This is a genomic window from Methylobacillus flagellatus KT, from assembly GCF_000013705.1.
Lineage (GTDB): Bacteria > Pseudomonadota > Gammaproteobacteria > Burkholderiales > Methylophilaceae > Methylobacillus > Methylobacillus flagellatus.
In genome coordinates this window covers 2109744-2123488 of the sequence record NC_007947.1, presented here as the reverse complement: position 1 = coordinate 2123488, position 13745 = coordinate 2109744, and the positions used below count along the sequence as shown (strand labels likewise).

General features: G+C 56.0%; 14 protein-coding genes. 13 read left to right on the top strand and 1 reads right to left on the bottom strand.

All coding sequences use genetic code 11. From position 1 onward, the window contains the following. Positions 1-24: 24 nt before the first annotated feature. From MFLA_RS10150 to MFLA_RS10110, 9 genes are all read left to right on the top strand, one after another. Positions 25-1464 carry a sensor histidine kinase gene (locus tag MFLA_RS10150; protein ID WP_011480209.1) on the top strand — a complete coding sequence of 480 codons (1440 nt, stop codon included), beginning with the start codon at positions 25-27 and terminating at the stop codon, positions 1462-1464. Between the two features lie 29 nt (positions 1465-1493). Further along, on the top strand, positions 1494-2141 hold the full coding sequence (locus MFLA_RS10145) for a response regulator (RefSeq protein WP_011480208.1): 648 nt from the start codon (positions 1494-1496) through the stop codon (positions 2139-2141). Positions 2142-2580: 439 nt separating this feature from the next. Beyond that, a complete protein-coding gene (locus MFLA_RS10140; protein WP_011480207.1) occupies positions 2581-3438 on the top strand; it encodes a flagellin domain-containing protein in 858 nt (285 codons plus the stop codon). Positions 3439-3515: 77 nt separating this feature from the next. Beyond that, the gene (locus MFLA_RS14620) at positions 3516-3869 is read left to right on the top strand and encodes a flagellar protein FlaG (protein ID WP_011480206.1); all 354 of its coding nucleotides are present in this window, start codon (positions 3516-3518) and stop codon (positions 3867-3869) included. A gap of 38 nt (positions 3870-3907) precedes the next feature. After that, entirely contained in the window at positions 3908-5914 is a 2007-nt protein-coding gene (gene fliD, locus MFLA_RS10130; protein ID WP_011480205.1) for a flagellar filament capping protein FliD, read from the top strand. A gap of 13 nt (positions 5915-5927) precedes the next feature. Further along, entirely contained in the window at positions 5928-6386 is a 459-nt protein-coding gene (gene fliS, locus MFLA_RS10125) for a flagellar export chaperone FliS (RefSeq protein ID WP_011480204.1), read from the top strand. After that, positions 6383-6724 (top strand): flagellar protein FliT, encoded by a 342-nt coding sequence (locus MFLA_RS10120; RefSeq protein ID WP_011480203.1) that lies wholly within the window; start codon positions 6383-6385, stop codon positions 6722-6724. Before fliS ends, MFLA_RS10120 begins: the two co-directional genes overlap by 4 nt. Then, positions 6724-7746, top strand: coding sequence for a flagellar hook-length control protein FliK (locus MFLA_RS10115; RefSeq protein ID WP_011480202.1), 1023 nt, complete (start codon positions 6724-6726; stop codon positions 7744-7746). The genes MFLA_RS10120 and MFLA_RS10115 overlap by 1 nt, the downstream gene beginning before the upstream one ends. Then, entirely contained in the window at positions 7739-8047 is a 309-nt protein-coding gene (locus MFLA_RS10110) for an EscU/YscU/HrcU family type III secretion system export apparatus switch protein (protein WP_011480201.1), read from the top strand. The genes MFLA_RS10115 and MFLA_RS10110 overlap by 8 nt, the downstream gene beginning before the upstream one ends. 149 nt (positions 8048-8196) lie before the next feature. Here MFLA_RS10110 and fliE read toward each other — a convergent pair whose 3' ends face one another. Next, positions 8197-8562, bottom strand: coding sequence for a flagellar hook-basal body complex protein FliE (gene fliE / locus MFLA_RS10105; protein WP_011480200.1), 366 nt, complete (start codon positions 8560-8562; stop codon positions 8197-8199). A 342-nt stretch (positions 8563-8904) separates the two neighbouring features. Here fliE and fliF point away from each other — a divergent pair, with 342 nt between their 5' ends. From fliF to fliI, 4 genes are read left to right on the top strand one after another with little or no spacing between them, the layout of a single operon-like run. Next, positions 8905-10665, top strand: coding sequence for a flagellar basal-body MS-ring/collar protein FliF (fliF, locus tag MFLA_RS10100; RefSeq protein WP_011480199.1), 1761 nt, complete (start codon positions 8905-8907; stop codon positions 10663-10665). Continuing rightward, positions 10658-11653, top strand: coding sequence for a flagellar motor switch protein FliG (fliG, locus tag MFLA_RS10095; RefSeq protein ID WP_011480198.1), 996 nt, complete (start codon positions 10658-10660; stop codon positions 11651-11653). The genes fliF and fliG overlap by 8 nt, the downstream gene beginning before the upstream one ends. Beyond that, positions 11646-12326 (top strand): flagellar assembly protein FliH, encoded by a 681-nt coding sequence (locus MFLA_RS10090; RefSeq protein WP_011480197.1) that lies wholly within the window; start codon positions 11646-11648, stop codon positions 12324-12326. Before fliG ends, MFLA_RS10090 begins: the two co-directional genes overlap by 8 nt. Further along, a complete protein-coding gene (gene fliI, locus MFLA_RS10085; protein WP_011480196.1) occupies positions 12319-13737 on the top strand; it encodes a flagellar protein export ATPase FliI in 1419 nt (472 codons plus the stop codon). The genes MFLA_RS10090 and fliI overlap by 8 nt, the downstream gene beginning before the upstream one ends. Positions 13738-13745 lie beyond the last annotated feature (8 nt).

The following is a 13745-nucleotide window of genomic DNA, read 5'->3' as shown; positions in this document are numbered from 1 at the left end:
TGAAACTTTTCAATAGGTATTGTTTTGTCGCCGCTATCAGAAATCCGCAAGTATCTCGAATCCGCCGCGCAGAGCTCGCGGGATGATATCTATGCGATCGACCCTGAACGACTGCAGCTGATGGGGGTGCTGGTGGATGGTGCAGAGGCGCCGATTGCCGATCATCCCCTGGACGACTTGCTGCAAGCGTTACGCGAGCCGTCTGTCAGAGATCTGCTGGATGCTGTGCCGACCGAAGCGGCGATGGTGGATATCAGCCATGAGCTGCATGCGATCAACCGTTATTTTGGCGAGTTTCGCCTGCTCATGGTCGGCCGTGGCAGCGGGCGGGTGCTATTGGTGATGCGGGACAGCCAGGCGTTCAGCCGACATATCCTGCATGTGCTGAATGAAGGCGCGAATTTGAGTGCTCTGATTTCCAATGCGCCTGGCGTGGTTTATCAGGCGCATATGAGTCGTGATGGCGCCATGAGGTTTCTTTACCTCAGTGATGCTTGCAAGCCCTTGCTGGGCGAGGAGGCCGAGGCATTGATTGCCAACCCGGACATTTTTCTCTCTTTGATTGATGAGGAGGATCGCGGCGCATACGAGAAGAACATCAGCCAGTCTGCCCATGGACTGAGTGTATTGAACTGGACCGGGCGTTTCTGGATGCAGGCATGGCAGGATACCAAGTGGATCAACCTGCGGGCCACGCCGCGCAAGATGCCTGACGGCACCGTGATGTGGGAAGGCATCATGACGAATATCACGCAGAGCAGGCGGGAGCAGCAGGCGATCCGGGAGTCGCATGAGAAGCTTGCCAGGCTTTCGGCACAGCTTGCCCAGATCAAGGAGAAGGAGCGCTTGAAAATCGCCCAGGAGGTGCATGATGATCTGGGCGGCAATTTGACGGCGATCCGGCTTGGGTTGTCTTCCATGATCAAGCGGCTGGGGCCCGAGCAGGAGGTATTGCTTGCCAAAGCCAGGCAGCTTGAGGCGATCGTCGATGATACATTCGAGGCCGCGCACCGGATTGCGAGCGACTTGCGCCCCAATGTGCTCGAGTTGGGCATTGTGGCTGCATTGGAGTGGCAAGCTACCCAGTTTGTCGACAAGATTGGCATTCCCTGCGAGTTTGTGTGCAACGTTGCCGAGGTCGATATTTCCACCGATCACGCCATTACCTTGTTCCGGATTTGCCAGGAGGCCATGTCCAACATCGCCAAGTATGCGAAGGCCAGCCATGTCGAGGTGACGCTGGAGGCTTCGGCCGAGGAAATCATGATGCAGGTGATTGACGACGGTATCGGCATTGCGCCGGTAGATAGGCTGAAAGCCAATGCATTTGGCATCAGCGGCATGTCTGAGCGAGCCGTGGCACTTGCCGGGCAATGCAAGGTGCAAGCCGGCAGGCAAGGGGGTACAATAGTCAGCGTTACTTTGCCGTTGCATCCCGTAAAAATCGAGGCTGCCGGTGGATAATAAAAATTATCTAACTCATTGCGTTGGTCATGTCATTCACTTCCACTATCAAAGTTGTTATTGCTGACGATCATGCGATCCTGCGTGAGGGTTTGAAGCAGATTCTTGCTGAAACCGAAGATATCGAAGTGGTTGCTGATGCGAAGAACGCAGCCGAAGCCATCAAACTTGCAGGCACCAAGGGCCTGGATGTCGTTGTGCTCGACATTTCTCTGCCGGATAGAAGCGGTATTGAAGCGTGCAATATCATCAAGAAAGAACATCCCGGAGTGGCCGTCCTGATGCTGTCCATGCACCGGGAGGATGCCTATGCGATCCGTGCCCTGCGTGCAGGCGCAGTCGGGTATTTGAGCAAGCAGAGTGCATCGGACCAGTTGGTGACAGCAATCCGCACTGTTGCCAAAGGCAAGAAATATATCAGTGCCGAGGTGGCATTGGCGCTGGCCGACCAAGTGAGTGGTGGCCTGGAGAAACCTATCCACGATACGCTCTCCAATCGCGAGTTCCAGACGTTGACCATGATTGCCTCGGGTCTGTCAGTGAGTGAAATTGCCGAAAATCTCTCACTTTCGGTCAAAACCGTCAGCATGTACCGTGCACGGCTGCTCGAGAAGCTGAACCTGCGCCATAATGCCGAGCTGACGCACTATGCGATCAAGAACAACCTGATCGACTGATTCCAAGCGCAGATCTGGCGCTTTTTACCCCTCTTGTTATCCAAATTGCAGTGCCCTGTCGTCCGGTACGATGTTGTCATGCCTCGAGCACCAGCTTTCCCTGGGCCAAGTATGCATTCATTAGACCCGGAAAACTTTAGGGTCAAAAATAATTTTTTTTTCATATTATTTGTTAATTATCTGAAAAATATAAATTTTCTGGCAGTCGATCATTGTAGAAAGGAGCGTCCTCTAAAGATTTTTTTAATCAATCCGACATCAGGGGCATGGCATTGCAATCAGATGCTACTCGAGAGAAAAACAAGTGCAGTAAAGCTCCTAAATTTTCTCCCGAAGCGACCGATAACAGTCTTAACAGTGATGTGATTCAAGACTGTAAAGCGATACCAAATGCAACAAAGTGTTTGATGGAAATTAACTAAATCGAAGGAGAACCAACATGGCTGCAGTTATCAACACCAACCTGGCTTCGCTGAATGCGCAACGTAACCTGACGACTTCGCAATCCAGTCTGAATTCATCCCTGCAACGCTTGTCTTCCGGCCTGCGCGTCAACAGCGCCAAGGACGACGCTGCCGGCCTTTCCATTGCGACGCGCATGGATGCGCAAATTCGCGGCCAGACAGTGGCAATCCGTAACGCCAATGATGCGATTTCCCTGGCACAGACTGCAGAAGGCGCGCTCGGCAAGATTACCGACGCCTTGCAGCGTATGCGTGAACTGGCTGTGCAGTCCGCCAATGCGACCAACGAGTCCGGCGACCGCGACAACCTGCAAGCTGAATTCAAGCAATTGCAAGATGAAATCACCCGCCTGACGGACGGTACCAAGTTCAATAACAAGGCGTTGTTTGCTGGTACTGCTGGTTCATTGACATTCCAGGTAGGTGCCGGTACAGGTGCTCAAGATACCATCACTGTAGACGAGATTGATTTGACTTCCGGTAGCTCTACTGCCGCTGGCGTGGCTACTGCGGCTGCAACCGGTATTGCGATCAGTGGTACGGCTGCTGACAATGCGACTGCAGCGATTACTGCGATTGATACGGCCTTGGATCAAGTGAACACCAGCCGCGCCACCTTGGGTGCCGTGCAAAACCGCTTCGAGTCCGTGATCAGCAGCTTGCAGGTATCGGTCGAGAACCAGTCTGCTGCCAAGTCCCGTATCCTGGATGCCGACTTCGCTGCGGAAACGGCCAACCTGACCCGGGCGCAAATTCTGCAACAGGCGGGTACTGCGATGCTGGCACAAGCCAACTCTGTCCCTAACAATGTGCTGACCCTGTTACGTGGCTAAGCAGGTGGCAGGTTAGTATGAAAGTCCCGCAGTCTTCTTGAATAAGGAAGCTGCGGGTTTTGCTTGAGGAACTCAACATGGCGATCACGAATATAGAAGCATACAGTCAGGCAGGTAGCCTGGCTTCTACAGTACGCAATGCGGGGCCTGCCGTACCTTTGCCGGGTGCTGGATCAAAAGAAGCGGAGCAACAGGCGTCTGTGGCAAGTGATGCCGATGTCCAGTCCGCGGTGGAACAGATCAACGAGTTTATCTCGCCCATCATGCAGTCGATCCAGTTTTCCACGGATGCCGATTCTGGCCGGGTAGTGGTCAAGGTGGTGGATTCCGAGACGCAAAAAGTATTGCGACAAATCCCGAATGAAGAAGTATTGGCGATTTCAAAAACTCTGGACAAGCTCCAAGGGTTGATCATCAGGCAGACGGCCTGACTTTTAATTTCAAGTATTCAGGGAAGCGAGGTATTGTCATGGCAAGCACTAGCGGGATTTCTGCCAGTACCAATTTTGATATCGATTCAATCGTCAGCAGCTTGATGGCGGTCGAGCAAAAGCCTTTGACATTGCTGAGCCAGCAGAAGACGTCCTATCAATCGAAGATATCTGCCTATGCGACCTTGCAAAGCTCGCTTTCCAGTTTCCAGACGGCGTTAGCCAACCTTTCCACCAGCAGCAAGTTCAATGTGCAGTCTGCCACTTCGGGCGACAGCGCGGTGTTTACCGCAACCTCCAGCGGCAGTGCAACCGTCAGTAATTATGCGATCAAGGTCGGCCAACTCGCGCAATCCCATAAAGTTGCCACTTCGAATTTTTCCAACACCAGTGCCGCTGTCGGCACGGGCACGATCACGATCGCCCTGGGCACATATGACGAGGCAACTAACACCTTTACCGCCAATCCGGACAAGGCAGCAAAAAGTGTGACCATCTCCGCTTCCAACAATAGCTTGGCGGGCATCCGGGATGCCATCAATGCAGGCGACATGGGAGTGACGGCGACCATTGTCAACGACGGCCAGAGCGGCGGTGGCCGCCTGGTATTGACTTCAAAGGAGTCCGGTGAGGTCAACAGCATCAAGGTGAGTATTGCCGATGCCGATGGTGACAATACGGACAGCGACGGGCTGTCCCGCCTTGCTTACGATCCCGCGGCCGCTTCCGGTGCCGGCAAGAACCTGGTTGAATTGCAGGAGGCACGCAACGCCAAGCTCAATATCGACGGCATCGATGTCGAAAGCGCCAGCAATGTCGTGACCGGCGTCTTGAGCGGCATTACGCTGAATTTATTCAAGGCCAGCCCCGATACGGCCGTTTCCTTGAACGTAACCAAGAACGTGACCGCGATCAAGGATTCGGTCACCGCCTTTGTCAATGCCTTCAATGCAGTGAATACCACGCTGCGCAACCTGACCAAGTTCGACGACAGCACGACAACGGCCGCCGATAGAAAAAACGGCGCATTGCTCGGGGACGCGACAGCGCGCTCGATTTCCTCCCAGATCAAGATGGCGCTCACCAAGTCCGTGGGCGGTACGGATAACTTCAGTTCGCTCAGCCAGATCGGCGTCGCGATACAGCGCGATGGCTCCTTGGCCCTGGATTCCAGCAAGCTGGAAAAAGCCATCGAAACTAACTTGGACGACGTCGCCAAGCTGTTCGCCGCCGTGGGGAGCGCGTCGGATGTCGAGACACGGTTCGTGACCCAGGGAAGCAAGACCCAGCCTGGCAATTACGCTATCAACATCACCCAGGCCGCCACACGCGGCGCATTGACCGGAAGTGCCGCGCCTGACCTGAATATCGTCGCCGGCGTAAACGACACGCTGGCGGTCAAAATCAACGGTTCAAGCTACAACCTCACGCTTGCCGCCGGCAGCTATGCATCGGTGGACGAGCTTGCTCAACAGCTGCGGACGCAGCTTGCCAATGCCAAGTCCTCTGCTGAGGTGGCTGTCGAAGGCGGGATGCTGAAAATCATTTCTCCGGAATACGGTAGCGGTTCAACCGTGGAAGTTACCGGCGGAACAGCGGCGAGCAGCCTGTTTGGCAGCGATCCGGTCTCCGTCGAGGGGTTGGATGTCGCCGGCACCATCAATGGGGCTGAGGCAACGGGCAAGGGGCAAGTGTTGACGAGCACTGCCGTCGGCAATCCGGCAGAGGGCCTGGTGGTCTCGGTACGCGGCACGGCAACAGGTGACAGGGGCAGTATTTCCTTGAGCCTGGGCTATGCCGCGCAACTGAACGAGCTGGTAAAAGGATTCGTCAGCGATACTGGCCTGCTGGCCAGCAGGACCGACGGCCTGCAGGATTCCATCAAGCGCGTGACCAAGCAGGAAGAGGCGATACAGGTCAGGCTGGCGGCAGTAGAGGCGCGTTACCGCGCTCAGTTTGTTGCGCTGGATGTCCTGATGACCCAGATGCAGACGACCCAATCTTATCTCACACAGCAACTAGCAGCGATTAGTGCCAACAGTTAATTAAGGAGCTTTCATGTTCGGGTTAAACGCAGGTGTCAATGCTTATGCCAAGGTTGGCGTGGAAACTGGCGTGGTGGCTGCCAGTCCCGCCCGCTTGATCGTCATGTTGTATGAAGGCGCCATTGCCGCGTGCAATCTCGCGATCAAGCATATCCGTGAGCGGGATTATGCGGGGAAGAGCGCTGACCTTACCAAGGCTATTTCGATCATAGAAAATGGTTTGCGCGCCAGCCTCGATAGCAAAGGGGGCGGCGAGATTGCCGAAAGCCTGGATGCTTTGTATGTCTACATGAGCAAGCGCCTTTATCTTGCGAATAGCCAAAGCGATATTGCGGCAGTGGAGGAGGTGGTAAGATTGCTCAATGAGTTGAACGAGGCCTGGTCTGCTCTCGCAAGCCAGTCGGCTGGCGCAGTACCGCGTCAGGAACCCCAACAACACAGCCAGCGTCAGCTGGAAAAGGCATATTCATGAGCATTCAGCAAACCTTGTCGTTGTATGCAGCCTTGGCGGATATCACCGATCAAATGCTGGCGGCTGCCAAGCAGCATGATTGGGAGAGGTTGGCCATGCTTGAGGTTGAATGTGCCGAGCGCATCAAGCGGGCCGATGAGAATAAATGCGACGAGCCCTTGCGCGAGCCGGAGCAGAAGATCAAGTATTCCCATCTCAAGCGCATCCTGGATTCTGATCGAGAAATCCGCAATATCATCGATCCCTGGATGGTGCGTCTTTCCGATATTCTCACCAACAACACTGCCAACCGGCAGATGTTCGATACCTACAAGCAGTTGATACGGCCTGGCAGATAATGATCAAGCAATCTCCCGACCCATCTGCTGCTGTTGCCCCGCTTGCCAGGGTCTCGCCGGCGCAGGCGGTAGAGGAGATTGCCAGCAATGTCCAGGATCTTAATTTCCGCATCGCCCAACTGGTCAAGGGACAAAGTTACTTTGGCCAGGTGGTGAGTCGGTTGCAGCCTGGTGTCTTCCAGGTCAATGTGCAAGGCAATACTTTCAGGATGGAACTTGGCCAGCAAGCAGCCGTTGGTCAGCAGATGCTGCTCCGCTTCATGGGTAATGATCCTGTCCCTACTTTTCGTTTGCTGAGTCGGCAGACCGGACAGCTGGAAGCGGCAAAGCTGCAGGCTACGATGCTGCCAGCAATGCCTGCCACTGCGCCGACAGGGGATAGCGGTGTTTCTGCCGCGCTGAGCAGCGGTGCCCGCATCTTGAGCCAGCAGCTGGCGCAGTCGCCTCATGGCGAGAATTCCAAGACATTGACTAGTCTCCAAGTCTTGACGCATGCACCGCAATCTCCGCGTGTTGTGGCGCAGGACATGCAGCGGGCATTGACTACTTCCGGCCTGTTCTACGAGTCACATCTCGAAAAGTTCACGATGGGCAAGATGCCGCTGGCTCATTTACTGCAGGAACCGCAAAACCAGTTGCCTGGGGCAGCAGAGTCCATGATCAACAAGCAGATTGCCGTGTTAGAGAACCAGCGCATCCATTGGCAGGGAGAGGTGTGGCCTGGACAGAAAATGGATTGGCAGGTGCAGATGCACGAAAGAGAGGTCAACCCTGATGAGCATGGCACTAATGCCGATTTGGGTGAGGACAGGAAAGTATCGAGCAGTATACGACTGGAGCTGCCAAGCCTGGGCACGATTACCGCGAATATCACCTTGGAGGGAGGGCGGTTGCGGGTGCGCATCGCCGCGGCAGACCAGGCGGCCATCCAACGTCTGCAGTCGAGTCTACCTGCGCTGGCAACGGCGCTGACCAGTCGTGGGCAATCCCTGGATGCCTTGACGGTGGCGCGAGATGAATGACCCCGTATTGCAACAGCAGGCGATAGCGCTTGCCTATGAATCTGGAGATTTTGCGCCGCGGGTGGTGGCCAAGGGCAGGGGCGTCATTGCCGAGCAGATCATTGCCAAAGCCAAGGAGCATGGCGTATTCGTCCATGAATCCAGGGAGTTATTGGCACTGCTGATGCAGGTGGATCTGGATGATCATATTCCGCCAGCTCTGTACCAGGCGATTGCGGAGATATTGGCTTGGCTATACCGGCTGGAGCATGGCGAGGATGCTTCCCCGCCCACGCCCTCGATACCTACTGAGACCGGGTAGAGCTTTGATCAGCCCAGTCGCCTGTACAAACCAATGCTGACATGAAGGTCAGGGACCGGAGTATGCCCAGGGGAAAGCTGCTCTGGAAGCCATGTTCGCTGGATGAAGATAAAGGTGCGCTAGAAGCGTGAGGGGGATTGCCAGTGTCGTCATACCTGCATGTTCATAATGTCCTGGTAGGCGGATACTAGCCGGTTGCGCACCTGGATGGTGGCTTGCAGTGAGATATTGGCTTTTTGCCCTGCCACCATGACGTCTGACAGGCTGACCTTGTCATCGCCCATTGCAAAACTTTGGCCCAGCTCTTCTGCTTTCACTTGTGCTTGGTTGACCTGGCTGATCGACGATTTCAGTACATCGGCAAAATCAACGCGGTTCGAGGCTTGAGGCTTCTGGGCAGGGCTGTTCCCGCTGATCCCGTGCATAGCTGTGTCGGTGGCTGGTTTCTGCGCTGCAGCCTTGAGCTGCGCCAGCATGGCTTCTATCCTGCCAGAGTCTATCGCTGAAGTTTTCATGACGTTCTCCTGAAAACGGCCGCCCTTGATGGACTGAGTTTCAACATGGCAGCAGCTTATCACTCGTCAATATGCTTCCTTGATGGGAATAGGCTGGTAAAACCCGCTTTATTTGCCTGATCAAATTTGCTGGCGGCTCGAGATAATGGCAGCGCAGTAATGAAGAAGGGTGAGAATAAAACCCTGCATGGGGTCGTTGGGGTGTTGCTCTGATCTTGCCGCGTTATTTGTTCCACCTTCAGCCTAGGGGGCGGGGCTGATGCGGCGGATAAAGTGAACAGCTCTCCTCGGACCGTCATTGCTACACATCAAGTGATTTTGCCATCGCATGGGAGAAGTAACATGGCAGCAGCCAATGAAGCGGCCCTGGCCGCCGATACCACGACCGAAGCACCAGCCCCCGGCTCATTCAACTTCAAGTCCCTCTTGGAGAACAAGCTGCTGCTGGCCTTGGGCGCTGCTGCTGTCATTGCATTGATGGTGGTGTTCTGGCTCTGGAGCCAGAAGCCGGAATACCGCGTATTGTTCTCCAGCTATTCCGACAAGGATGGTGGTGCCATTGTGGCTGCATTGGAACAGATGAATGTACCGTACAGGATTGCCGATGGTGGTAGCGCCATTCTGGTTCCGGCCAATCATGTCCATGACGTCAGACTAAGGCTGGCATCGCAAGGCCTGCCCAAGGGCGGAAATATCGGTTTCGAGTTGTTGGAGAACCAGAAATTCGGCGTTTCCCAGTTTGTGGAGCAAGTGAATTTCCAGCGCGGCCTGGAGGGTGAGCTGGAACGCACTATCCAGTCAATTGGCGCGGTGCAGGCGGCTCGCATCCACCTGGCCATGCCGAAGCCTACCGTGTTCACGCGTGACCAGCAAAAGCCAACGGCATCCGTGATGCTCAACCTGCATCCTGGTCGCGCCCTGGATCAGCGCCAGGTGAGCGCTATCGTGCACCTGGTGGCCAGTAGTGTTCCCGAGCTGCCGACCTCCAATGTGACGGTAGTTGACCAGAATGGCAACCTGCTCTCCGACAATGGCAAGGATGCGGGCAATCATTATCAACTAGATCCCACGCAGCTGAAGTATGTCGATGAATTGCAGCAAAACATCGCGCGCCGGGTTGAGTCCATCATTGCACCGCTGGTTGGCGCCAAGAACGTACATGCGGAAGCCAGTGCCGAAGTGGATTTTTCCATGGTGGAGCAGGCTGCCGAAATCTACAAACCCAACCAGGCGCCAGACAGCGCCGCTATTCGCAGCAGCCAGACCAATGAATCGCAGACATTGCCAGGGCAGGGAGTGGGCGGGGTGCCCGGTGCCTTGACCAACCAGCCGCCGGCACCAGCGACTGCCCCCATCGTGGCGCCTGGTACTGAGCCCACCACCACGACCAATGCCAACGTGGTGACGACCACGACGACAACGCCGCCTGGTACGACAGTGACGACGCCAGTCATGAACTCGGAGCGCAATACCACCACCAATTATGAAGTGGACAAGACCATCCGCTACCAGCAGCAGCCCATGGGCGGTATCAAGCGGCTGACCGTGGCCGTGGTGGTGAATCATAAGCAGGAAGTGGATGCGCAAGGTAAAGTGATCACGCGCCCGCTGACCGACGACGAGAAAACCCAGATCAGCGACCTTGCCAAGCAGGCTATGGGATTCAATGAAGAGCGCGGCGATTCGCTGAGCGTGGTCAACGGCTCTTTCATGCCGGAGATCGCGGAAGCATTCCCTGAGGTGCCGCTATGGAAAGACCCGGACAATATCGAGATGGCCAAGGAGTGGCTGAAGAATGGCCTGGTTCTGCTGGTACTGTATATGCTATACCGCCGCTTCCTGCGCCCATTGCTGCGCAAGCTCTCGCCGGAAGAAGAAAAGAAGGGCGAACTCGCCGAGCTGGATGAAGAAGATCAGGATGCCATCGTCAGCCTCTCCGAGGGGGAAGGTGGCATGACAGGGGAGGAGGCCGGGGAAGAGGAAGGCGGAGCTCCGGCAGAGCGTACCTATCAGAAGAATCTGGAATCCGCGCGCAAGCTAGCCAAGGAAAACCCCAAGGTAGTGGCCAGCATTGTGACAAATTGGGTGAACAGCAATGAGTGATAATGGCGTAGTCAAGAGTGCGGTATTGATGCTCGCGCTGGGCGAGGACGAGGCCGCCGAGGTGATGAAATATCTGGGGCCGCGTGAAGTGCAGAAACTGGGGACGGCCATGGCATCGATGAAGTCGATCGGGCATGACCAGGTCGAGGCTGTACTGGCTTCCTTCATGGAAGAAGCGGAAAAGAATACAGCGATTGGCCTGGATTCCGACGAATACATCCGCTCGGTGCTCACCAAGGCGCTGGGTGACGATAAAGCGTCGGGGCTATTGAACCGTATCCTGCAGACGCGGGATTCCAGCGGTATCGAAAGTCTCAAGTGGATGGATGCGCAGACTGTGGCGGAGTTCATCAAGAACGAGCACCCGCAGATCATCGCCACCATCCTGGTGCACCTGGAGCCGGATCAGTCTGCGGAAATCCTCGGGTATTTCGGTGAACGCCTGCGGCAGGATGTCATGCTGAGGATTGCTACCCTGGATGGTATCAAGCCGACCGCGTTGCGTGAGCTCAATGATGTGCTGACCAAGCTGCTGAGTGGCAATGAAAGCATCAAGAAGCAGCAGATCGGGGGCGTGAAGGCCGCCGCGGAAATCATGAACTACATGAATAGCGAAAATGAAGCCAGCCTGATGGATGGCTTCAAGAGCTATGATGGCGAGATGGCACAACGCATCATGGATGAAATGTTCGTGTTTGATAACCTGCTCGAGATCGACGACAAGGGTATCCAGATCATGCTGCGCGAAGTGCAGTCCGAAACATTGATTGTGGCGTTGAAAGGCACGACCGAAGAGTTGCGCGAAAAGATCTTCCGCAATATGTCGAGCCGCGCCGCAGAAATGATGAAGGAGGACCTTGAAAGCAAGGGCCCCGTCAGGTTGTCCGAGGTGGAAACGCAGCAGAAACAAATATTGCAGATAGTCCGCAGGCTGGCCGACGAAGGCCAGATCGTCCTGGGCGGCAAGGGTGAGGATGCCTATGTCTAATGTGGTGATTCCCAAGGAGAAGCAAACGGCGTATCAGCGCTGGGAGATGGCTTCCTTTGCCGAAGAACCGTCGCCGGCCGCCGCCGCGCCAACGCCTGCAGCACCGCAAGTGGTCCAGGAGAGTGAGGAGGACAGAAAGGCGCTCCTGGAGGCAGAGTTGGAGCAGGCCAGGCGCGAAGGTTATAAGATCGGGTTGCAGCAGGGATTTGACACCGGTATTGCCGATGCCGCAGCGCAGGTGGAGCAGGATCGCCAGCGACTGCTTGAGTTGCTTGGCAGCATGGAAAAGGCGCTGAAGACCGCCGATGAGGCAATATCAGAACAATTGCTCGTCCTGGCCCTGGATATTGCCAAGGCCATGGTCAAGGACAGGCTGAAGGTGAATCCTGCCATTATCCTGCCGATTGTGCAGGAATCAATTCATTATCTGCCTGCAGTGCAGAAACCTGCCAGGCTAGTTGTCCATCCTGATGATGCGATCATCGTCAAGAAATACTTGCAGGAAGAAATGGCAGACAGCCACTGGCACATTCATGAAGACAGCAGCATAGAGCGTGGCGGTTGCATGGTGGAAACGGGAGATAATCAGATCGATGCCAGCAATGGTACCCGTTGGAAGCGCATCTGCGATGCCTTGTCACAACACAATGACTGGATTGCGCCAAATGAATAGGGCACAGGCTCATCAGCAAGGCTGGAAGGACTATCTCAAGGATTGCAGCGAGATACTTGAGATCGTCGAGTCGCTGGAGGTCTCCGGCCGCATCACCAAGCTGACCGGCCTGGTGATGGAAGCGGTCGGCATCAAGCTGCCGATCGGCAGCGCCTGCTATGTGCCCTTGGCGGAGGGCCGCCGCGTCGAGGCCGAAGTGGTTGGTTTTGATGGTGGGCGCATGCTGCTGATGCCGCAGAGCGGTGTCGAGGGAGTTGTGCCAGGTGCCAAGGTTTTTGCGCTGGAAGTGGCGGATGCATTGCCCAAGCCCAATCAGGCCAAGCATCCGCGCCGCCGGGCCATTGACCGCGCACGGCACTTGCCGGTGGGCGAGGCCTTGCTCGGCCGCGTCATCGACGCTGCAGGGCGCCCCCTGGATGAATTGGGGCCTCTCAATAGCGAGCATAGCGTGCCGCTCAACACGCGGCCTCTCAACCCGTTGTCGCGCGCGCCTATCGAAGAGGTGCTGGATGTCGGGGTGCGCGCCATCAACAGCATGCTCACCGTCGGGCGTGGGCAGCGCATGGGCTTGTTTGCCGGTTCCGGTGTGGGCAAGAGCGTGTTGCTGGGCATGATGGCGCGGTATACGACTGCAGAAGTCATTGTCGTTGGCCTGATCGGCGAGCGTGGCCGGGAAGTGAAGGAATTCATTGAGCAGATTCTTGGCCCTGAAGGCCTTGCGCGCGCTGTCGTGGTGGCGGCACCTGCGGATGTGCCTGCGCTCATGAGGTTGCAGGGTGCAAGCTATGCCACGGCGATCGCCGAGTATTTCCGCAACCAGGGCAAGGATGTCTTGCTGATCATGGACTCCCTGACGCGCTATGCGATGGCACAGCGCGAGATCGCTCTGGCGATCGGTGAGCCGCCGGCCACCAAAGGCTATCCGCCTTCGGTGTTTGCCAAGCTGCCTGCACTGGTGGAGCGGGCGGGTAACGGCAAGCCTGGCGAAGGGTCGATCACGGCGTTTTATACGGTGTTGACGGAGGGCGACGACCAGCAGGACCCGATTGCCGATTCCGCGCGGGCGATTCTCGACGGCCATATCGTGCTGAGCCGCAGCCTGGCAGAGAGCGGTCATTACCCTGCCATTGATATCGAGCAGTCGATCAGCCGGGCGATGCACAATATCACCTCGCCTGAGCACCAGAAAAATGCACGCAAGCTCAAGCAGCTCAACTCTCGCTATACACGCAACCAGGATCTGATCAATGTAGGCGCTTATGAAAGCGGTAGCGACCCGGTACTGGATGAAGCCATCATGCGGCACGAAGCCATCGAGGCATTTCTGCAACAGGATATCAAAGAGTCCGCAAGCTGGACTGACAGCGTTGATGCGCTGGCCAGCCTGGTGGGGACGGCGGGAGCGAATTGATGAACAGG

Bases quoted from the DNA above. Each gene is read 5' to 3' on its own strand.
- MFLA_RS10115 (WP_011480202.1), top strand. From the start codon at position 6,724: ATGATCAAGCAATCTCCCGACCCATCTGCTGCTGTTGCCCCGCTTGCC.
- fliF (WP_011480199.1), top strand. From the start codon at position 8,905: ATGGCAGCAGCCAATGAAGCGGCCCTGGCCGCCGATACCACGACCGAA.
- MFLA_RS10110 (WP_011480201.1), top strand. From the start codon at position 7,739: ATGAATGACCCCGTATTGCAACAGCAGGCGATAGCGCTTGCCTATGAA.
- fliG (WP_011480198.1), top strand. From the start codon at position 10,658: ATGAGTGATAATGGCGTAGTCAAGAGTGCGGTATTGATGCTCGCGCTG.
- MFLA_RS10140 (WP_011480207.1), top strand. From the start codon at position 2,581: ATGGCTGCAGTTATCAACACCAACCTGGCTTCGCTGAATGCGCAACGT.
- MFLA_RS14620 (WP_011480206.1), top strand. From the start codon at position 3,516: ATGGCGATCACGAATATAGAAGCATACAGTCAGGCAGGTAGCCTGGCT.
- MFLA_RS10120 (WP_011480203.1), top strand. From the start codon at position 6,383: ATGAGCATTCAGCAAACCTTGTCGTTGTATGCAGCCTTGGCGGATATC.
- MFLA_RS10145 (WP_011480208.1), top strand. From the start codon at position 1,494: ATGTCATTCACTTCCACTATCAAAGTTGTTATTGCTGACGATCATGCG.
- fliI (WP_011480196.1), top strand. From the start codon at position 12,319: ATGAATAGGGCACAGGCTCATCAGCAAGGCTGGAAGGACTATCTCAAG.
- fliD (WP_011480205.1), top strand. From the start codon at position 3,908: ATGGCAAGCACTAGCGGGATTTCTGCCAGTACCAATTTTGATATCGAT.
- MFLA_RS10090 (WP_011480197.1), top strand. From the start codon at position 11,646: ATGTCTAATGTGGTGATTCCCAAGGAGAAGCAAACGGCGTATCAGCGC.
- fliE (WP_011480200.1), bottom strand. From the start codon at position 8,562: ATGAAAACTTCAGCGATAGACTCTGGCAGGATAGAAGCCATGCTGGCG.
- fliS (WP_011480204.1), top strand. From the start codon at position 5,928: ATGTTCGGGTTAAACGCAGGTGTCAATGCTTATGCCAAGGTTGGCGTG.